Raw genomic sequence first — 19849 nt, 5'->3', positions numbered from 1 at the left:
CTCTTTGTTTCTGCGCAGTTCCGGACGGAAAACCGTTTCACACTTTTCCTGGAATTGCTCCAGGCGAGTTCGTTTCCGGCGCTCGTGACCTGAGTCAGGGTATGGCGCCATCCTGCTGTTCAGGCATGATTTTCCGTGTCTGGTCTCTCCCTCATGAGAGAATCCTGTTCTATTGTGTCGCGCCACCGTGGAGGGAGCAGTGCATGGACGAAAAACCAGTCGATTCGCTCAGCGAAAGCGAGGCGGCAAGCGAGTTGAAGCGGTTGGCGCAGGAGATCGCCGAGCACGACCGGCGCTACCACGGCGAGGACGCGCCGATAATCACGGATGCGGAATATGACGCGCTGACCCGGCGCAACCTCGCCATCGAGCAGCAGTTCCCGCATCTTGTGCGCGAGGATTCGCCCTCACGCAGGGTCGGCGCGCCGCCGGCGGAAGGTTTTGCAAAGGTGCGCCACGCGGTGCCGATGCTTAGCCTCGCCAAGGCCTACACCGACCAGGACGTCGCGGACTTCATAGAACGCGGCCGGCGATTCTTTGATCGCGACAAGGAGCTGAACATCGCCTTCACGGCTGAGCCGAAGATCGACGGGCTATCGGCTTCCCTGCGGTATGAAGGCGGTGTGTTCGTGCAGGGGGCAACGCGCGGCGACGGCGTCGTCGGCGAGGACATCACCGCCAATCTCAAGACCATCGCCGATATTCCCAAGACCTTGAAGGGATCGGACTGGCCCGAGGTCATCGAAATACGCGGTGAGGTCTATATGACCTACGCGGAATTCGAGGCGCTGAAGCAGCGTTCGGCGGCGATAGGCGGCCAGGATTACGTCAATCCGCGTAACACGGCGGCCGGATCGCTGCGCCAGAAGGACCCGTCCGTTACCGCCAGCCGCAACCTCAAATTCTTTGCCTACGCCTGGGGCTATACTTCAAAGGATCCAGCTCCGACCCAATACGATTCCGTGCAAAAATTCGCGGAGTGGGGGTTCAAGGTCAGTCCGCTGATGGTCCGGGCAAAGTCGGTCGACGAACTGATCGCGCATTATCACCTTATCGAGGCCCAGCGCTCATCGCTCGGCTACGACATCGACGGCGTCGTCTACAAGGTCGACCAATTGGAGTTGCAGCGCAGATGGGGCTTCGTCACCGGCGAACCACGCTGGGCGATCGCTCATAAATTTCCGGCCGAACAGGCGATGACGACCGTGCTCAGGATCGACATTCAGGTCGGCCGTACCGGTACGCTGGCGCCCGTTGCCCGGCTTGCGCCCGTCACGGTCGGCGGCGTCGTGGTCGAAAATGTCACGCTTCACAACGAAGACTACATCAAGGGTCTGGACAGCAACGGCCAGCCGATCCGCGACGGCAACGACATCCGTATCGGCGACACGGTGGTCATCCAGCGGGCAGGGGACGTCATTCCGCAGATCGTCAGCGTCGTCGTCGACAAGCGTCCGCCAGATGCCGTGCCCTACGAATTCCCGCACAAATGTCCGATCTGCGGCTCACCCGCAACGCGCGAGATCAACGAGAAGACCGGCAAGGAGGATTCCCGCCGACGGTGCACCGGCGAGCTGATCTGCCCCGCGCAGGCCGTGGAAGGATTACGCCACTTTGTGTCGCGCGGCGCCATGGATATCGAAGGCCTGGGCGCTGAAAACATAGACCTGTTCTTCAATGCCGGGTTGGTCAAGACTGCCGCCGATATCTTCACCCTCCGGGACCGCCGTCCCGCCGTCACCAAGGCGCTGGCGGAGCGACGGGAGGAGCAGGCCAGGCAGCGTGAGGCCGCATCGGGCAAAACGCGCAAGAATGTACGCAGCGTCGAGGAACGCAACTATGACGGCCTCGACAAGCTCTTCGCTGCCATCGACGCCCGCCGCGAACCCGAACTCGATCGCTTCATCTTTGCGCTGGGCATCCGCCATATCGGTGAAACGACGGCCGCTGTGCTCGCCCGAACCTTCTCGACGATCGAGGAGTTGATCCGCATTGGCAAGGAGACAGCAGCAGCAGCCGATCCACACACCGTTTTTCCTTCAATCAACGGCATCGGCGATACCGTGATAGGCGCGCTTCGCGATTTCTTCGGCAATGAACGCAACGACGCCGTGCTTGAAGCGCTGCTCACACAGATCCGCCCGAAGCCGTACATTGTGAACGTATCAGCCGATAGTGCGGTCGCCGGCAAGACAATCGTGTTTACAGGCACGCTGGAAAAGATGACGCGCCCGGAGGCCAAGGCGATGGCCGAACGTCTCGGCGCGAAGGTCGCCGGCTCGGTTTCTGCGAAGACCGATCTCCTGGTGGCAGGGCCAGGCGCCGGTTCCAAGCTGAAGGATGCGACCAAATTCGGCATCGAGGTGATCGACGAGGACACCTGGCTGCAGCGGATCGGCAAGGGCGGGTGATGGCGGCTGCGTTCAACGGTTTTGGGCAAAAGGCCATTCCCTTCCTCAAGGCGCTGGATTTTCATCAGAGCCGGGAGTGGTTTTTGGAAAACCGCGACCTTTTCGAACGCGACCTGCGCGATCCCTTCGGCGATCTGGTCGAGACGCTCTCCGAGCGCTTCATGGCATTGGGGCTCGGCCTGCGCGGCGACCGCAAGAAATCGCTGTTCCGGATTAATCGCGACGTGCGTTTTGCCAAGGACAAACGGCCTTATAACCGGCATTTGTCGGCGATCCTTTCGCCCGACGGCACCAAGATGGAACAGGGCGTGTTTTACGTCCATATCGGGCTGGAGCGCTGCTTTGCCGCCATTGCCTGGTGGCAGCCCGGACCGGAGCTATTGCTGGCGCTGCGCAACGCGATCGCGAAGCGGCCCGCTGAATTCCGTAGCCTCGTTGCGGCGCTGAAGAAGAACGGCCTCGAGCTCGACCCGGACGGCTGCATGAAGCGCACGCCGCGCGGCTTCGAGCATATCGCCGAGCCCGATCTCGCTGCCGCGATCCGCAACCGGCATTTTGCCGTCCGGCACGCAATCGAGCCGGCGGATATCTACGGAGCTGGATTGGTCGACGAACTCGTCGACTTCGTCATGCAGGCAAAACCGCTGCTTGACTGGGGCAGGGCGATCGAAGGCAAGGCTTCGCCGCGCTAGGCTCGGAAGCGAGCTTGCCGCGACGCTTCAGCCATCATTTCCGCTGATCGTTTGCCTCAAGCAAATTGGTGTGACAAGCCGGGCCGCTCTCTCTACATACGGCCGTTCCCAAGGAGCGATCGATGTCGGCGGAAGCAATCTCCGAAAACGGAGCGAAAAGCGATTTCTGGGACGGCGTGCGGCTCAGCATGCCCGTCGTGGTGGCGTCGGCGCCGTTCGCGTTGCTGTTCGGGGCGCTCGCAGTCGACAACGGGTTTTCCGTGCTCGAAGCGTTCCTGATGAGCGCAACGGTGTTCGGCGGCGCCAGCCAGATGGTCGGCATCGAGCTGTTCGGCCAGCATGTCGCGCCGTGGCTGATCGTGCTGTCGATCTTCGCCGTGAATTTTCGCCATGTGCTCTATTCGGCCGGTATCGGCCGGCGCATTGCGCATTGGCCGCTGGTGCAGCAGGCGATAGGCTATTTTGTATTGACCGATCCGCAGTTCGCGGTGGCCGAGCGCAAGGCGGAGGCCGGCGAGACCGTCGGGTTCACCTGGTATATGGGCCTTGGGCTGCCGGTCTATGTGTTCTGGGTCATCGAAAGCGCGCTCGGCGCGATGTTCGGCAAGCTTATTCCCGACACCCATGCGTTGGGCATCGATTTCCTGCTGCCGATCTATTTTCTCGGCCTGGTCATGAGCTTCCGCAAGCGGCCGCTGTGGCTGCCGGTGGTCGTCGCCAGCGCTGCCGCCTCCATTATTGCATACAAAACGGTCGGCTCGCCCTGGCATGTCTCCATAGGTGCGCTGGCGGGCGTGCTGCTCGCCGTCATCCTGCCGCCCCGCCACAGCGGCGTGGGGGCACGGCCATGAGCACGACCTTGTGGATCATCATCGCCGCTTCGATCGCGACCTATCTGACCCGCATCGGCGGTCATCTGGTGATCTCCCGCTTCGATCATATCCATCCGCGCGTCGAAGCCGGGCTCAGCGCCGTTCCGGCGGCGGTGCTGACGACGCTGGTGGCGCCGGCGGCCGTGAGTGCCGGGCCGGCGGAATGGGCAGCCTTGATCGTCGCCGGCCTGGTCTCGCTGCGTGGCGGCCTGATGGCGATGTTCCTGGCGGGTGCTGCCGTGCTGATCCTCGCCCGGCAGCTCGTCGGCTGATCGACTTTTGCCTTGGCGGCGAGAGCACACATGCGCTTTACCGCAGCGACTATTGCCGCGCCGACCCGCGACAGGCTCCGCCGGACCGCCTCCGATCTCTCCTGGTGGGCGCGACGCACGGCGTCGGTATAGAGCGCTTCGCGCTGCTTCGGCGTCAATGCGCTTAGATCGGTCGGCTGGATGCCGAAGGGCTTACGCGACATTTCCATCTCCCCTGGTTTGCCGTGTTGAGCGGCAGCTACACCGGCGATTTACGGGAAAGGCATAATCAGTTAAAATGAATAATTAAGATCGTTATGTTCTCCAGGAGAGATGTATGGATTTGGCCGATCTGCGCATCTTCCGCACGGTGGTGCGCGAGGGCGGAATCACCAAGGCGGCGGAAAAACTGTTTCGCGTGCAGTCGAACGTGACCACACGCATCCGGCAGCTCGAGGAGGATCTCGGCGTGCAGCTGTTTATCCGGGAGGGCAAGCGCCTGCACGTATCGCCGGCCGGTCACAAATTGGTCGGCTATGCGGATCGGCTGCTGGCGCTTGCGGAGGAGGCGCGAATAGCGATGCTCGATCCACGCCCGCGCGGCACGCTTCGCCTAGGTGCCATGGAGAGCACGGCCGCGGCACGGCTTCCTTGTCTGCTCGCCGATTATCACGCACGTTATCCCGAAGTGGAAATCCAGTTGCGCACCGGCAATCCGCAGGTTCTCGCGACCGCCATGCTTGCCGGCGAACTCGATGCAGCCTTCGCCGCCGAGCCGATCGCCGACGTTCCGTTCGAAAAGCTGCCGGCATTCCACGAGCAGCTGGTCATTGTCTCGGCGGCATCGCGCGTTTCGGTCGAAGACCACCTGGACATGCCCAAAACCATGATAGCCTTCGAGCACGGCTGCCCGCACCGCAAGCGGCTGGAACAATGGTACGCGCGTAGAGGGTTCATGGCCGAGAAAACCATCGAGCTTGGTTCATACCATGCCATCCTTGGTTGCGTGGTGGCTGGCATGGGCATAGCGCTGATGCCGAAAAGCGTGCTTTCGGGTTTTCCGGAAAGCCGCTGGCTAAAGCTGCACGAACTGCCCGCTGACGAAGACAATGCCGTCACAGTGTTGTTCTGGCGCAAGGGAGCCGGTTCTCCCAACGTCACCGCTTTGCAGGGACTGCTTGCGGAGCAAAGCCTGTCAACCGGCGTTGCCGCCGCGGCTATTGCTTGAAGTCGTGCGGCAGCGGCGCGGTTGCCTTTTCCAGCCAGGCCAGCGTTTCGCCGTCGAGCATCGGTCCGATCTCGGCCAGTACGCGCGCATGGTATTCGTCAAGCCAATGCAACTCGTCGCGGGTTAAAAGGTCCGATCGGACCAGCCGCTTGTCGATCGGCGCCAGCGTCAGTGTCTCGAAGCCGTGCATGGCGATGTCGCCGCCCTCGATTGCCTCGGCCGGTGTCACCAGAATCAAGTTCTCGATGCGGATGCCGTAGGAACCTTCCTTGTAATAGCCAGGCTCGTTGGAGACGATCATGCCGGCCAGCAGCTTCTCGGTACCGGTCTTGGCGATACGCTGCGGGCCCTCATGCACGGCAAGATAGGAGCCGACACCGTGCCCGGTGCCATGGGCGAAATCGCAGCCGTGTCTCCATAGCGCCAGGCGCGCCACTGCATCGATTTCGGAGCCGCGCGTGCCCTGGGGGAAGCGCAGCATGGAGATGCCGATCATGCCTTTCAGCACCAGCGTGAAGCGCTCGCGCATCTCCTCGGTTGGCGCGCCAATCGGAACCGTGCGGGTAATGTCGGTGGTGCCGTCCTGGTACTGCCCGCCGGAATCGAGCAGGAACAGCTCGCCATCCCCCAGCTTGCGATTGGTGGCGCGGGAGACGCGGTAGTGCATGATAGCGCCGTTAGGACCAGCGCCGGAGATGGTATCGAACGATACGTCGCGCAGCGGCATCTGCGTTTCTTCGCCGGTCTGACGGCGCGTCTCCTCAAGCCTGGTGACAACGGCGATTTCGTCGAGCGTGCCGGGCTTCTGGCGGTCGAGCCAGCACAGCAGCTTGGCGACCGCGGCGCCGTCGCGGCGATGTGCGGCGCGTGCGCCGGCGATCTCAGCTTTGTTCTTTGTTGCGCGTGGAATGCGGGCCGGATCGGCCGTGGCAATGACGGTGCCGCCATTATCCTCGACCAGCATTCTGAGCTTGTCCGCCGCGAGAACCGGGTCCAGCGCGATTTTTGCGCCGCCCTTGGCCCGGGTGACGATTGCCGATTCGAATTCACCTGGTTCGTGCAATTCGGCGAGCTGCGTCAGGTAGGCCGCGACGGTGCGCGAAAACTTGCGCTGGTCCATGAAAAGCAGATGCGAGCCGTCGGCGGCGAGCACGGCAAAGCCGAGCGCCAGCGGTGTGTGCGGTACGTCGCCGCCACGAATGTCGAAGGCCCAGGCAATGGAGGAGGGGTCGGTCAGTACGGCATGGGTGGCGCCGTCCTTCTCGATGGCCGCCGCCAGCCGCACCAGCTTGTCCTTGGCCAGTTCGCCGGCAAAGCCGATCGGGTGGATCTCGACCGGCGCCAGTGGCGGCCCGGGCTGGTCCTGCCAGATCGCGTCGATCGGATTTTGTTCGAGCGGCACCAGTATCGCGCCGGATTTCTCGGCCGAGGCCTTCAGCGCCTTGACGTCACTGATCGTATGGAGCCACGGATCGAAGCCCAACCGCACGCCCTTGCCGAGATTGTCCTTGATCCAGTGGGCCGGCGGGTTGTCGACAAGGCTCTCGATCGAAAAGATGTCGAGATCAACCTCCTGGCGCACCTGCAGCGTGTAGCGCCCGTCGACAAACATGACGGCGCGCTCGCCAAGCACAATGGCGACGCCGGCCGAGCCGCTGAAGCCGGTCAGCCATTTCAGCCGCGCCGAGCGGTCGGCGACATATTCGCCCTGGTGCTCGTCGGCACGGGGCACGATGAAGCCATCCAGCCCGTTCGCCGCCAACCATTGGCGCAGCATTGCTACGCGCGGCTTGCCAACAGCCGGATCGCCGGCGGAATCGAAGGTCTGGAACATGTAGGCTCTCCTCGAATGCTGGCGCGACCGTAGCGCATGACTTCGAAAATCGGAATCGATTTTCGGACCGATCATTCCCGGTTGCTGCGTGTCTCTTTGCGCATGGAGGCCATGCAGAATCGGCGATTTCAAAAAGCGTCAGCGGAGCTTACCTTCTTAATGTGGAGGAAAAGTCCTGTTGCCCTGCAAAGGAGACCGTCATGTCCACGATTTCACCTAGACGCGGATTTTTCAAAAACGCTGTGAAAGCGCTGATCGAAGCTCGCCAGCGCGAAGCGAGCCGGTATGTAAGCGGCGTTCTGCTTGGCTTTGACGACGAAACGCTGAAAGCTCACGGCTACGATCGCGAACAGCTAAAGAAAGCGGCGAACTCGCGCTAAGTCCGAGCGGATTCCGGCTTGCGTTGAAGGCGTCGCGCCTCAGCGCTTGAGGTGAATCGTCACCCAGCCCTCGCGGTGCAAGGTGCGGACGTGCCGGAATTTCTGGCCGACATAGGCCGCGATTACCGCATCGCGCTGGCGCTCGAGGATGCCCGACAAAACAATCGAGCCACCGAGCGCGATATGCTCCGCCATTTGCGGCGCCAGGCGCATCAGCGGCCGCGCCAATATGTTGGCGACGATCAAGTCGAAGGGCGCGCGCGCGGCAAAGATCGGGTGGTGGAATCCGGGCGCCGTCACTGTTTCGACGAGCCCCTTGACGTGGTTCAGCCGCGCATTGGCGGCGGCCACCTTGACGGCGACCGGGTCGATGTCGGTCGCCAGCACCGGTATATGCGCGAGCCTGGCCGCTGCGATCGCGAGCACCGCGCTGCCGGTGCCAAGGTCGAGCGCGTTGCGCGGATGCTCGCGCCGTACGACCTGCTCCAGCATTTCGAGGCAGCCGGCGGTGGTGCCGTGATGACCGGTGCCGAAAGCAAGGCCGGCCTCGATCTCTATGGCGATTTCGCCGCTGTGGCGCTTCCTGCGGTCATGCGCGCCATGGACGAAGAAGCGCCCGGCCCGCACCGGCTTCAATCCCTCCAGCGAGCGCGCCACCCAGTCGATGTCGGGCAGCGTTTCGCGCGCTATAGGCTTCGACAGCGACAGTCCGGCAAGTACATCCCTGAGCCGCGCCTCGACCGCATGGACGTCGTCGCCGGCATAGAGCGATACTTCGTGGATGTCGCGGTCCTCGTCGACCTCGAGCACCGCAATCGGCAGGCCCTCATCGTCGAACGCCGCACCGAGCGCCGCGAAGATGCGATCAGCCTCGATCTTGCCCGCGGTGAAATACAAACGCGTCTGCGTCATTACCGGATGTGTCAACCTTCCGCCGCCAGCCGTTTGAGCTTGGCGATGGCGGCGTCCGGGCTTTCGCCATAGGCAATAGTGCCGGCGAAATCGCCCTTGGCATTGAGCAGCAGCACCGAAGCGGTGTGGTCCATCGTGTAGTCGCCGTCGTTCGTGTCGACTTTCTTCCAGTAGATGCCGAAGGACTTGGCCATGGCGTGGACCTTATCCGGATCGCCTGATATGCCGAGGATGCGATCGGAGAAATTGCTGACATAGGTGTTCATGATTTCCGGCGTATCGCGCTCCGGGTCGACCGTAACGAAATAGGCACGCAGGTTCTTGCCGTCGTCGCCCATCGTCTTCAGCCAGCCGGCCAACTCGAAAAGCGTGGTCGGGCAGACTTCCGGACAATGCGTGAAGCCGAAGAAGACGACGCTGGGGTGGCCGCGAAACGCGGCTTCGGTGACCGGCGCGCCCTTCTGGTCGACCAGCGTGAACGGTGCTCCGAACGGCTCGCCGCCATAATGTCCGCGGTACCAGTCGAAGGTGAGCCAGCCGATGCCAGCGGCCATCAGGACGAGAATACCGACCAGAATTGAACGCATCATCAATGAAGTCCGTCGTTATTTCCATCGGGCGCCGGGTTGGCGCCGTGAAGGCCCTGGCTTGGCGAACACTCTTAGCGGTTCGGTCGCGCCGACGCAAAGATGTCGCGTTGCCGCAACCGGCAATCCTGTGGGAGGCGATCTGCTTGCAAAGCGCTGCCGTTCGTCCCACCTGAGGTCGGCAAAATTCGAACCGCAGGAGGCCTCTTTGCGAAAACTGATTGGCGGCGCGTTAGCCGCATGCCTGGTCATTGGCGCCGGCGCGGCCGCCGCCGAGGAAGTCGGCAAGGTCGGCGTCGATTGGCTCGGCAACGATATCATCGTCGAGGCGATCAAGGATCCGAAGGTCGAGGGCGTGACCTGCCACGTCTCGTATTTCGACCGTGGCATGATCGACCGCCTGCAGAAAGGCAACTGGTTCGAGGACCCGTCCGATTCCTCGATCTCCTGCCGCCAGACCGGGCCGATCACCATTGGCGACATCGACATGAGCGAGGCCGGCGAGGAGGTGTTCAAGCAAGGCATCAGCCTGATCTGGAAAAAGCAGGTGGTGAACCGCATCTACGACAAGGCCAACGAGACGCTGATCTACCTGTCGCATTCGCGCCAGGTGCAGGATGGCTCGGCAAAAATGTCGGTCACCACCGTGCCGCTCTACGGCCAGAACGTGGTGTGGACCAGCGGCAAGCCGAAATAGAGACTTAAGGTGCTACAGTGTCCTTGGCGCGTCCAAACTGATGCGCGGCGCTGCACTCGGCTTGCGAGACTATGCGCGCGGGCGTAAAGCGCCCGCATGGACCGTCCTGAACACCTTGTCCTGAAAGATCCCGAGCCGCGCATCCATCCGACGGCGGAGCTGAAGGCGTGCAAGCTTGGACGTTATGCGTCGATCGGCGAGCGCGTCATCCTGCGCGAGGTGATGGTCGGCGAGTTTTCCTACTTCGAGCGCCACGCCGAGGCGATCTATACGACGATCGGCAAATTCTGCTCGATCGCCGCCAACAGCCGCATCAATGCGCTGGAGCATCCGGTCGAGCGGCTGACGCAGCACAAAATCAGCTATCGGCCCAACGAGTACTTCCGCTGGCTGGGTGTCGATCAGGCATTCCGCGACCGGCGGCGGGCGAGAGCCGTCAGCATCGGCCACGATGTCTGGATCGGCCATGGCGCCGTGATCATGCCGGGCGTGGCGATCGGCAATGGCGCGATCGTCGGTGCCAACTCGGTGGTGACGCGCGACGTGCCGGCCTATGCAATCGTCGCCGGCGTTCCGGCCACGCCATTGCGGCAGCGCTTCAGCGCGGGAACTGCGGCCCGGATCGAACGTCTTGCCTGGTGGGACTGGCCGGTCGAGAAACTGGCCAGGGCAGTCCCCGACATGCAGGCCTTGCCCATCGAGGCTTTCCTCGACCGCTGGGAAAACGCCGCCCCCTGACTTCGGGGCGTATCTGCAAGCGGTCCGACGGCCTGCGCGATCTGCTCCTCCAACAATGTACCCGCGATCTTCCGCCACGAGGGAACCAGGAGCGGCTGCCAACTGTTTCTGCAGACACAATGAACTCGGCTTCCGTCCGGGTTCGTCGCCCGGCTGTTGAGGGAGTTTGAATGATTGAGAAGCTTTTCACCAGGATCGCCAACAACGTCGCCCATTTTGCCGGCCTGCCGCCGACGTTTGCCGCCTGTTTCCTGATCATCGTCGTCTGGGCGGCAAGCGGGCCGATGTTCGGCTTTTCGGACACCTGGCAGCTCGTCATCAACACCGGCACGACGGTCGTCACCTTCCTGATGGTGTTTCTCATCCAGAACACCCAGAACCGCGATGGCGCCGCGATCCAGGCGAAGCTCGACGAATTGATCCGGGTCAGCACAGCCCAGAACACCTTCATCGGTATCGAACACCTGACTGAGACCGAGGTCGAAGAGATCCGCAAGAAATGCGAACAGGCAGCGAAGCGGCATGATCAGAAGCTTGCCGAGTTGGCAGCCGAGAAAGCCATGGCGAAGAAGCGGAACACGAAGAAGCACGCAGCGGCGTGATATAAAGGTCCGGCGCATACCTGCGAAGATCGGATCCGATTCTTTGCTCTGGTGATCTTCGGTTCGGGATCATGCGCTGCGTGTCATGAATGCCGCGAAAGCATCCTTGTAGTCCGGATGCCAGCGCGACAGAGCAGGACGGTTCTCAATGATGTCGCCGATTGCCCAGGCCATGCGCTTTTCGTCCATGGGCCGGGTCGCCTCGTTATCGGGACACAGGATATAGAAATCGCCACGCAGCAGCGAGGCCAGCATGAAGTCGATGACCTGCTCGCCGGTCCAGGCGCCGGCCGGCTTTTCGGTCGCACCTTCGGTCAGGCCGGTAAAAGTGAACCCGGGAATGAGCAAATGCGCCGCGACATTGGCGCCGGGCTCGTTGCGCAGCGCGTGTGCAAGGCCCTCGGTATAGGTCTTCACGCCAGCCTTGGAGACGTTGTAGGCGAGGTTGCCAGGCGGCGTGGTAATGCCTTGCTTGGAGCCGGTGTTGACGATCAGGCCGGGCTTTCCCGCCGCCAGCATGCGCGGCGCGAAGGCCTCGACGCCATGGACGACGCCCCAGAAATTGATGTCCAGCAGTCGCTTCCAGGCGTCACGGTTCTCCCAGGGCTTGCCGGGGTTGTTGCCGACGCCGGCATTGTTCATCAGCAGCGAGACGTCGCCGAAAGTGCCGGATGTCCGTTCGGCCAGCCGGTCGAGGTCTTCGGCCCTCGAGACATCGGTGGCGACGGCAAGTACGGCGCTCTGCCCGCCGATAGCAGCGACGGCGCGGGCAGCCTCATCAAGGCGTTCGCCGCCGATATCGGCCAGCACGATCTTCATGCCCATCGCCGCCAGCCGTTTGGCGGCGGCAAGGCCGATGCCGCTGGCCGCGCCGGTAATGACGGCGACATTGCCGGAGGCAAGTGCAGGCAGGGCGGTCTGGATCTCGGCGTCGGTGGTCATGATTTTCTCCTGTTCTGGCCGCGGCGAACTTAGCGCGGAAAAAGGCTCGCGCAAGCCGGTCCCGGCATCTTCGGGTTGACCGCATCGGCGGGCGCTGCGCATGCTGATATCGAAAAAGGAGACCTGACGATTGACCGACTGGATCGAGATCCTGAAAGAACAGACCGCCACCGGCGACCAGATGAGCCGCGAGGTACCGCAGATGCTCGCCAATCCCGACATCAGCGAAGCGCAAGTTATGACGCTGTTTTCGGCGCTCGAAAAACAGGCCGAATTCGTCGAAAAGCTGCGTATGGCGCTGGAAAAATTCGGCCATGATTTTTCAGTGATCAAGGCGGCCGAGCGGCTGGAGGAGCGCTACGCCGACCTTGCCGCTTCGGTAGCGGAAAAGCTGAAAGCAATGCGAGGCTAGACGGGGCCTATTTCTCGATCAGCCGCTCGAAGCGTCTGTCCGGCACGAACCAGATCATCGCCACCAGGACATAGATCGAGACACCGATCCAGTGATTGACGAAGGTCAGCGCGATGGCGGAAAGATAGAGGACCAGCGAGATCTTTCCCTTGAGGTCATTGCCCAACGCCCTGGCGAAGAGAGTCTCGTTGCCGTGCAGTCGATGCAGGGCCATGGTGAGGATGTTGAAGCCGATGGCGCAGAGCGCTAGGTCGACGCCATAGACAGCAACCGGCACCGGCGCGAAATGGTTCTCACCCATGAAGGCTGTCGTCGCCGGCATCAGCGATAGCCAGAACAGCAGGTTGAGGTTCGCCCACAGCACGCGGCCGTCGACCCGCTGCACGGTATGGAACATGTTGTGCAAATTGTTCCAGTAGATGCCGACATTGATGAAGGACAGCACATAGCTGAGGAAGATCGGCCAGAGTGGTGCCAGCGCGGAAAAATCCTCGCCATGCGGCACCTTCAATTCCAGCACCATGATGGTGATGATGATGGCGACCACGCCATCGGTGAATGCCTCGACTCGTCCCTTGCCCATGAATCTCCCCTGACAATCCGCTGAAGTTAAAAGAGGATCTCGCTCAGCGCCATCGGCAAAGCTGCCAAACTTGTCAGGAGCAAGCCGGGGAGGGGGAACGGCTGACGCGAAAAAGGCGTTAGGATGTCAGATCCCGAACAGCAAAAGGTCGAAAAAATGACCGCTCACGCTCAAGTCATGACGCGCGATTACGAACTCGGCGGCCGCGCTGCAGCGGCCACCGTGGCCGCTATGATCGCGGCTCTTTTCGCCGGCAGCACGGCGCTGACGCCGCTTTACATCATCTACAAGCAGGTCTTCGGCTTCTCACAGATCACTTTGACGCTGGTCTACGCCGTCTATGTCATCGGCAATCTGGCGGCGCTCTGATGTTGGGGCGTGTGTCCGATGTCATCGGGCGCCGTCCAATGGCATTGGCCGGGATGGCGGTGGCCGTGGTCAGCGCGGTGGTTTTCCTGTTCGCCGAAAATGTCGCCTGGCTCGACATCGCCCGAATTCTGAGCGGACTGGGAATCGGCGTCGGCGCGGGCACCGGCACCGCCTGGCTCGCCGAATTGCTCCCGACCGACGACAAGTCACAGGCGGCGACGATTGCCACCAGCACCAATTTTCTCGGCCTCGGCCTCGGTGCGCTGGGGGCCGGGTTGCTCGCCGAATACGCGCCTTGGCCGCTCAGGCTGACATTCGTCGTCTACCTGGCGATGCTCGCGACTGTAACCCTGCTCGTCTGGCGCACGCGGGAAACCGTTTCGCGGCCGGGGAAACTGGCTGACGTTTCGATGCGGCCGCGGCTTTCCGTACCCGATGACATCCGCGCAAGTTTCGTTGCGCCGGCGGTGACCGGCTTTGGCGCAATGGCGCTGGTCGGCTTTTATGCAGCACTCGCACCGAGCATTTTGGCGCAGCAACTGCAGGTAACCAACCATGCCGAAGCCGGCGCTCTGTTCTTTGAATTGGCGATCGTGACGGCCGCCACCATTGTAGCGACGGCACGTCTTTCGAGCCGAGCCGCGATGTTCGCGGCGCTTGCGCTGATGATCCCAACCGTCGCGATGATTGTTGCGGCGCAGGTCTTCGCCTCGATGACCATAATGATTGCCGGCACCGCCTTGTGCGGCGTGGCGGCAGCGCTCGGCTATCGCGGCGGCTTGCAAGTGGTGAACGAGATCGCGCCGGCGGACCGGCGCGCCGAAGTCGTCTCGGCCTTCTTCATCTGCTGTTTTTGCGGCAACGCGCTGCCGGTCATCGGCATCGGCGTTCTGTCGACGGTGGCAGGTGCGACCGCGGCAAGCGTGGCCTTTGCCGGCATGATTGTCGTCTTTTCCCTGGTCGCTCTCGGGTTTGGCGCGAAATACGCGCGCTGAGCCGACCTTTCAGCCGTTCGGTGTCTCGGGCGAAAGGTGCGCGCGCTGGCGCGGTACGCCGAGGCCGGTATCCGGCGGTTCGCCGGCAGCCGGCCGGCTCTCGATCATGTGCAGGCTGCGCCAGCGGCCGAAGCGATAATAGGCCGCGGCCAGCACGAGCGAGGTTATAGAGCCAGCCGGAAAGCTCCACCACAGAGCTTCCTCGCCGATCACGCTTCGGAAGAAATAGGCGAAGCTGGTGCGCACCAGCAGCACCGAGATCACCAGGATGATCAGCGGCGGCATCACCGCGCCGGTGGCACGCACGGTGGCGAAGAGCACGATGGTGATGCCGAACAGGATGAAGGACCACGACGCGATCTTGTTGATGTGAGTGGCGATGTCGATTGCTGCACTGTCGCTGCCAAGGAAGAGGCTGAGCACCGCGCGATCGAATACGAACAGCAGCGCGACGAGCATCCCGGTGAGCACAAGGTTGAAGCCGACGCCGGAGGTGGCGATGCGTCCAATCCGGTCCCAGCGCCTGGCGCCGACATTTTGCGCCGCCATGGACGACACCGCGGCGCCGATGGCGAGCGCCGGCATCTGGATATAGGTCCAGAGCTGTGCGGCTATGCCGTAGGCAGCCGCGACCTGCGAGCCGTACGAGTTGACCATGCCCATCACCGTCAGCGCCGCGGCCGAAACGACGATCATCTGCAGGCCCATCGGCACGCCCTTGAAGACGACGATGCGCAGCAGCGCCGGGTCCGGCCGCAGCAGAGCGAGATTAGCGCCGGCCAGCCGCAGCGGGTGCTTGCGCGCATAAAGCACGATCAGGATGGCAACCACGCTTACCGTCTGGCCGATCAGCGTCGAGGTGGCCGAGCCGGCGATGCCGAGTTCGGGGAACGGGCCGATGCCGAGGATGAGCAACGGGTTCAAAACGACGTCGAGCATGACGGCCAGCGCCATAAAAAGGAAAGGCGTGCGCGAATCGCCGGCGCCGCGCAGCACCGTCATGACGAAGGACAGCAGGTTCATCATCGGCACGGCGAGGAAGATGATGCGCAGATAGGAGCGCGCCAGCGGCAACGCGTCGGCCGGCGTGCCGAGCGCATCGAGGATCGCATCGACCCAGATCCAGCCGCAGACCGCGAACACCACCGAGACGAGGAAGAAGAAGGTGGCGCTGGTTCCGACGATGCGCCGGGCTTCGGGCAGGTCACGAGCGCCGACGGATTGTGCGACCAGGATGGTCGCCGCCATGCCGATGCCGAAGACGGTGCCGAGGATGAGAAACAGCACGAGGTTGGCATTGGACGTGGCGGTCAGCGCCGCTTCACCGAGGAAACGGCCGACCCACACGGCATTTATCGAGCCGTTGAGCGACTGCAGCACATTGGAGCCGAGCACCGGCAGGGCAAACAGCAACAGGGTGCGCGGGATAGGCCCACTGGTGAGGTCGCCGGTCTGCCGGCGCGGGGGCATGTTGTCGTCCATGGCAGGCAACTCGGCGAAGGCTTGTCTGAGTCCGCAATGATTGCCGATTTAACGGGAGAGGTCGATGCGGCGCTGTAAATTCCGCCTGGCGTGCCTTGATCTAAGCATTTCTCAACCTTCCGGAATCGTATATTGATCCCGCACGCGTGGGGCCGCATTTTCCTGGATCTCATGGGTAGGCCGGGGGGCTCATGTCCGATATTCCGTTGTTTTTTGAGCGCCTGAACCGGCGCGCCTTTCTTGGTGCATCCGCTCTGGGCGCGGCCTCCGTGGCTCTTTCGTCGTGCACTACGACGGACGTGGCGGCGCCGGTGCCCGCGGCACCAAGCGATCCGGCTTTCGGCGATGCCGCAAGCATGTATGCCGCGCGCATGGACGAGGGCTATCAACTGCCGGCAATCCCGGTAGCCAAGGTCGATCCGAAATTCGTGCGTCAAATCGTGGCCGACCCGACTGGAGAAAAACCCGGCACGATCGTCGTCGATACTTCCGAGCACTTCCTCTATCTGGTGCGCGACGGCGGCAAGGCAATTCGCTATGGCGTCAGCCTCGGCAAGGCCGGTTTCGGATGGACCGGCAGCGCCGTGGTACAGGCGAGGAAGAAGTGGCCGGTCTGGACGCCGCCGCCGGAAATGATCCAACGCCGGCCGGAACTGGCGAAATACAAGGACGGCATGCCGCCCGGCCCGCAGAGCCCGCTTGGTGCCCGCGCGCTGTATCTCTTCCGTGACGGCAAGGACACGATGTATAGGCTGCACGGCACGCCGGAGTGGGATTCCATTGGGAAGAACGCTTCCTCCGGCTGTGTGCGCTTCATGAATCAGGACATAATCGACCTCTACAGCCGCGTCGACGGCGTCGCGCCGGTCTTCGTGCGCCCGAACCTGTCGGCCGCCGGGAAGATCGCCGCCGTGTCGAACAGGACGGCCGAGCCGATCGATGCCGGCGTGCCAAAGGACGCGGAGATGTTGAGGTAAGTGCCTTCGACTGGATCGTCAGTCGCAGGTTTTGCAACGCACCAGGACACCGTCCTTGCGCGGGCGAGCCGCAACTGAAGGGCACGACCGCTCAATCGCGCCAGCTCAGGCGGACGCGTTCCGCGCGTCCGCCTGTATGGGTGCCGCTACTTCTTGGCGAGGCCTGGGAGCGTGACCTGATAGACCAGGAACATGGTGTCGACATCGGCGCCATCCTCGGCCTTGTAGGCCGCGCCTACCTGGAAGCCGTCCTGCGTGAGGAAGTCATTGTCATTGGCGACGAACAGGAAATAGTCGTCGGGCAGTGTCGGATCGAGGACGCTCACCACCGACATCGCCTCCCACTTCTCCGAAAGGTTGTTGCGGTCGTTGGGCGCGCCATTGTGCAGCCCGAAGCGGCCGAGCTCGGTCTTGTCGTTGATGTCAATGAGCGGCGTCAGCTTGGCCGGCGTCACCGATGGATCGAGCTCACCCTTGGGCGCCAGCGGCTTGTCCTTGTCGAATTCTGTGCCGGCGACATCGGTTGCCGCAGACAGATCGACGACGCTGATCTCGCGGTGGAGCGAGGTGTCGCCCTTCAGCCCCTGGCCATTGCCGCTGTCGCGCGCCAGCATCAGGAAGGTCTTGTCCGACAGCGCCACGATTTCGCTCTGCGCGGCGATCTTGGTTTTGCCCTTGGCATCGGTGAACACCGGCAGCGGCACGACATATTCATGCGCGAGCTTGAGCTGGCCGGGATCCGAGGCATCGTAGACCAGCGCGCGCGTGTTCTGACGCGTCGAGGCGGAATCGCCGCCATCCTGCCTTGGGGCCGACTGCAGCACGGCAATCAGGAACTTCCCGTCCGGCGTCAGCGCCATGCCTTCGAGGCCCTGGTTGTTCTGACGGCCGGTTTCGGGATCCTTCGGATCCGGGTCTGCCGCGCCAAGTCCCGGATTGTTGGAAGCAAAGTTTGGCGTCCCGTGACGCATCGGGACAAGCGCCGCCGGCGGCTGCGTTGCCGACATCAGACGCCCATCGGCGGAGAAGCGGTAGATGTTCGGACCGTATTCGTCCGAGATGAACATCGTGCCGTCGGGCAGCCGTGCGATCGCTTCGTTATCGAGCGCGAGCTTGCCGTTGCCTTCGGGCAGGATCGGCATGTCGTCGGTCGCGGCACGCACGCCGTTGAGCGGATCGAGGCCGGTTGCGTCGGCGCCCTTGTCGTCGGTCAAAAGCATGGTGTCGGCAAGCGTCGCCTTGAGGCCCGATTGTTCCTGGCCGGTGGCCGGCACTGCACCCGGCGCGATCGGGGCGAACTCGAGGGCAATCGTGTTGAGGCGTGGGCGGTAATCGGTGGTACCGACTACATTGTAGCCGCGGTCCGGCAACAGCCATAACGAGCCCTTGTAGCCATCGGCGCCATGCGTCCAGCCGGCAGCGTCGATCGACATGCCTGAGCCGGAGCCAAACGTCTCGCCGAACTTGTCCTTCTGGCTGGCCGGGATGCGGCCGACACCGACCAGGCCCTTGTTGACGAAGCTGACGCCGCCGACGGTCGCGGCGTTTTCAGCCAAGGCCGGGGTCAAGGCGGTGAACATCGCCAGCGCGACGGCGAGGGACGCGGTTCGGTGCAGGTTTTTCATGGATATCCTCTTTTGAAACAAAGCTGCCGGGATCTGAAAAAGCGCCGCGTCGCATCGAGGATTGCCGCGAAAGCCTTCGGAGAAGCGATCTAGGACGCGAACATGATACTTGCGTGACAGTGCCGCGCTTGCTTGTCCCCGTGGTCGCAACTGGCCTGGGCGAATTCGTCGTCGCCGAGCGAGCAATTAACAACTTTACAAATAATCGTTCTTATGTAAAGTTATGACAATGAAAGGTCCCCAATGACTGCCTATCGTTTCGCCACCCGCCTCAATTCCTTTGCCTCGCGGCCACAGTCCGAGTGGCCCGATCTTGTCGGCAAACCGTCCATGCTGCAAATGGCGGCACGTGCGGCGAAGGTTGCGGAGTTGACCGATCTCGACCTCAACTTCCCCGACCATGTCGATGAAAAGCCTGCGGAAATAGCACGCAAACTCAGCGACTTCGGGCTTTCCATCAATGGTTTCGCCATGCGCTACTACTCCAATCCGGCTTTCAAGCTCGGTGCCTTCACCAATCCAGAGCCTTCCGTTCGCCGCGAAGCCATCGACCTGACCAAGGCCGGCATCGACGCCACCCGCGAGGCGGGCGCCGGCCTGATGACATTGTGGTTGGGGCAGGATGGCTTCGACTACGCCTTCCAGGCTGACTACGCAACAGTTTGGCAACACGAAATCGATGGAATTCGTGAAGTTGCGGCGCATGACCCCGATTGCCAGATCAGCCTGGAATACAAACCCAACGAGCCGCGCTCCTACAGCCTGATGCCAGATGCGGCGACTACATTGCTGGCGATCCGCGAGATCGGCCTGCCAAATCTCGGCGTGACGCTCGATTTCGCCCATGTGCTCTATGCCGACGAGCAGCCGGCCTTTGCCGCAGCACTCGTGGCGCGACACAGCAAGCTGCTCGGCGTGCATCTCAACGACGGCTACGCCAAGCGCGACGACGGCTTGATGGTCGGTGCCGTGCATACGGTTCAGACGATCGAGCTGCTCAGGCAGATCCGCCGCGACGGCTACGCCGGCGCCATCTACTTCGACACGTTTCCCGATATGACCGGGCTCGACCCGATCCACGAATGCGAAGTCAACATCGCGACCGTCAAGCGCATGCTGCGCGTCGTCGATCGGCTGGACGGGGACAACCGCCTGTCAGCCGCCGTCGAACGTCAGGACGCGATCGCCTCGCAGGCCATCATCCAGGAAGCCATGCTCGGGCCGGATAGCTGAAGCTCCGGCGCCATCACCGTTTTCAAC

General features: G+C 62.6%; 21 protein-coding genes. 14 read left to right on the top strand and 7 right to left on the bottom strand.

All coding sequences use genetic code 11. The features are described 5' to 3' along the window. Positions 1–203: 203 nt before the first annotated feature. From ligA to NKH67_RS05150, 5 genes are all read left to right on the top strand, one after another. Entirely contained in the window at positions 204–2411 is a 2208-nt protein-coding gene (gene ligA, locus NKH67_RS05170; protein WP_352501055.1) for an NAD-dependent DNA ligase LigA, read from the top strand. Continuing rightward, positions 2411–3103: a DUF2461 domain-containing protein gene (locus NKH67_RS05165; RefSeq protein ID WP_352501054.1), complete on the top strand. Its 693-nt coding sequence runs from the start codon at positions 2411–2413 to the stop codon at positions 3101–3103. The genes ligA and NKH67_RS05165 overlap by 1 nt, the downstream gene beginning before the upstream one ends. A 122-nt stretch (positions 3104–3225) precedes the next feature. Then, complete coding sequence (locus NKH67_RS05160) at positions 3226–3954, top strand: AzlC family ABC transporter permease (protein ID WP_352501053.1); 729 nt, start codon at positions 3226–3228, stop codon at positions 3952–3954. Then, entirely contained in the window at positions 3951–4247 is a 297-nt protein-coding gene (locus NKH67_RS05155) for an AzlD family protein (RefSeq protein ID WP_352501052.1), read from the top strand. Before NKH67_RS05160 ends, NKH67_RS05155 begins: the two co-directional genes overlap by 4 nt. A gap of 316 nt (positions 4248–4563) precedes the next feature. Continuing rightward, complete coding sequence (locus NKH67_RS05150; RefSeq protein ID WP_352501051.1) at positions 4564–5454, top strand: LysR family transcriptional regulator; 891 nt, start codon at positions 4564–4566, stop codon at positions 5452–5454. Here the strand turns inward: NKH67_RS05150 and NKH67_RS05145 are convergent. Next, on the bottom strand, positions 5444–7288 hold the full coding sequence (locus tag NKH67_RS05145; protein ID WP_352501050.1) for an aminopeptidase P family protein: 1845 nt from the start codon (positions 7286–7288) through the stop codon (positions 5444–5446). The two genes, NKH67_RS05150 and NKH67_RS05145, sit on opposite strands and share 11 nt — an antisense overlap. 200 nt (positions 7289–7488) lie before the next feature. On the opposite strand from NKH67_RS05145, the gene NKH67_RS05140 reads away from it, so the two are divergent. Next, a complete protein-coding gene (locus tag NKH67_RS05140; protein WP_352450114.1) occupies positions 7489–7668 on the top strand; it encodes a hypothetical protein in 180 nt (59 codons plus the stop codon). A 39-nt stretch (positions 7669–7707) separates the two neighbouring features. Here NKH67_RS05140 and NKH67_RS05135 read toward each other — a convergent pair whose 3' ends face one another. Together NKH67_RS05135 and NKH67_RS05130 are read right to left on the bottom strand one after the other, a co-directional pair. Then, entirely contained in the window at positions 7708–8580 is an 873-nt protein-coding gene (locus tag NKH67_RS05135) for a 50S ribosomal protein L11 methyltransferase (RefSeq protein WP_352501049.1), read from the bottom strand. Positions 8581–8591: 11 nt separating this feature from the next. Then, positions 8592–9170, bottom strand: coding sequence for an SCO family protein (locus NKH67_RS05130; protein WP_352450110.1), 579 nt, complete (start codon positions 9168–9170; stop codon positions 8592–8594). A gap of 205 nt (positions 9171–9375) precedes the next feature. On the opposite strand from NKH67_RS05130, the gene NKH67_RS05125 reads away from it, so the two are divergent. The 3 genes from NKH67_RS05125 to NKH67_RS05115 all read left to right on the top strand — a co-directional run bounded on the left by NKH67_RS05125 (position 9376) and on the right by NKH67_RS05115 (position 11204). Then, the gene (locus tag NKH67_RS05125) at positions 9376–9864 is read left to right on the top strand and encodes a CreA family protein (protein WP_254818969.1); all 489 of its coding nucleotides are present in this window, start codon (positions 9376–9378) and stop codon (positions 9862–9864) included. Between the two features lie 96 nt (positions 9865–9960). After that, positions 9961–10602 (top strand): DapH/DapD/GlmU-related protein, encoded by a 642-nt coding sequence (locus tag NKH67_RS05120; RefSeq protein ID WP_352501048.1) that lies wholly within the window; start codon positions 9961–9963, stop codon positions 10600–10602. A gap of 170 nt (positions 10603–10772) precedes the next feature. Next, the gene (locus NKH67_RS05115) at positions 10773–11204 is read left to right on the top strand and encodes a low affinity iron permease family protein (protein ID WP_352501047.1); all 432 of its coding nucleotides are present in this window, start codon (positions 10773–10775) and stop codon (positions 11202–11204) included. 69 nt (positions 11205–11273) lie between these two features. On the opposite strand, the gene NKH67_RS05110 is transcribed toward NKH67_RS05115, so the two are convergent. Further along, positions 11274–12146, bottom strand: coding sequence for an SDR family NAD(P)-dependent oxidoreductase (locus tag NKH67_RS05110; RefSeq protein ID WP_352471578.1), 873 nt, complete (start codon positions 12144–12146; stop codon positions 11274–11276). 130 nt (positions 12147–12276) lie between these two features. On the opposite strand from NKH67_RS05110, the gene NKH67_RS05105 reads away from it, so the two are divergent. Further along, positions 12277–12558, top strand: a complete 282-nt coding sequence (locus NKH67_RS05105; protein ID WP_023676741.1) for a hypothetical protein — start codon at positions 12277–12279, stop codon at positions 12556–12558. Positions 12559–12565: 7 nt separating this feature from the next. On the opposite strand, the gene NKH67_RS05100 is transcribed toward NKH67_RS05105, so the two are convergent. Next, on the bottom strand, positions 12566–13141 hold the full coding sequence (locus NKH67_RS05100) for a TMEM175 family protein (RefSeq protein WP_023676740.1): 576 nt from the start codon (positions 13139–13141) through the stop codon (positions 12566–12568). Between the two features lie 156 nt (positions 13142–13297). Here NKH67_RS05100 and NKH67_RS05095 point away from each other — a divergent pair, with 156 nt between their 5' ends. Together NKH67_RS05095 and NKH67_RS05090 are read left to right on the top strand one after the other, a co-directional pair. After that, on the top strand, positions 13298–13510 hold the full coding sequence (locus tag NKH67_RS05095; RefSeq protein ID WP_353030359.1) for a hypothetical protein: 213 nt from the start codon (positions 13298–13300) through the stop codon (positions 13508–13510). A gap of 38 nt (positions 13511–13548) precedes the next feature. After that, a complete protein-coding gene (locus NKH67_RS05090; RefSeq protein ID WP_353030357.1) occupies positions 13549–14505 on the top strand; it encodes an MFS transporter in 957 nt (318 codons plus the stop codon). Between the two features lie 9 nt (positions 14506–14514). Here NKH67_RS05090 and NKH67_RS05085 read toward each other — a convergent pair whose 3' ends face one another. Continuing rightward, positions 14515–15987, bottom strand: coding sequence for an MATE family efflux transporter (locus NKH67_RS05085; protein ID WP_352501045.1), 1473 nt, complete (start codon positions 15985–15987; stop codon positions 14515–14517). A gap of 191 nt (positions 15988–16178) precedes the next feature. Between NKH67_RS05085 and NKH67_RS05080 the strand changes: the two genes are divergently transcribed. After that, entirely contained in the window at positions 16179–16964 is a 786-nt protein-coding gene (locus tag NKH67_RS05080; RefSeq protein ID WP_352501044.1) for a L,D-transpeptidase, read from the top strand. 146 nt (positions 16965–17110) lie between these two features. Here NKH67_RS05080 and NKH67_RS05075 read toward each other — a convergent pair whose 3' ends face one another. Continuing rightward, the gene (locus NKH67_RS05075; RefSeq protein ID WP_352471582.1) at positions 17111–18589 is read right to left on the bottom strand and encodes an esterase-like activity of phytase family protein; all 1479 of its coding nucleotides are present in this window, start codon (positions 18587–18589) and stop codon (positions 17111–17113) included. Positions 18590–18832: 243 nt separating this feature from the next. Between NKH67_RS05075 and NKH67_RS05070 the strand changes: the two genes are divergently transcribed. Beyond that, positions 18833–19822, top strand: a complete 990-nt coding sequence (locus tag NKH67_RS05070; RefSeq protein WP_352501043.1) for a TIM barrel protein — start codon at positions 18833–18835, stop codon at positions 19820–19822. Positions 19823–19849: the final 27 nt, after the last annotated feature.

This window comes from Mesorhizobium sp. M0968 (assembly GCF_040319065.1).
Classification (GTDB): Bacteria; Pseudomonadota; Alphaproteobacteria; order Rhizobiales; family Rhizobiaceae; genus Mesorhizobium.
The sequence above is the reverse complement of the archived record's forward strand: the minus strand, read 5'-3'. Positions and strand labels throughout refer to the sequence as shown.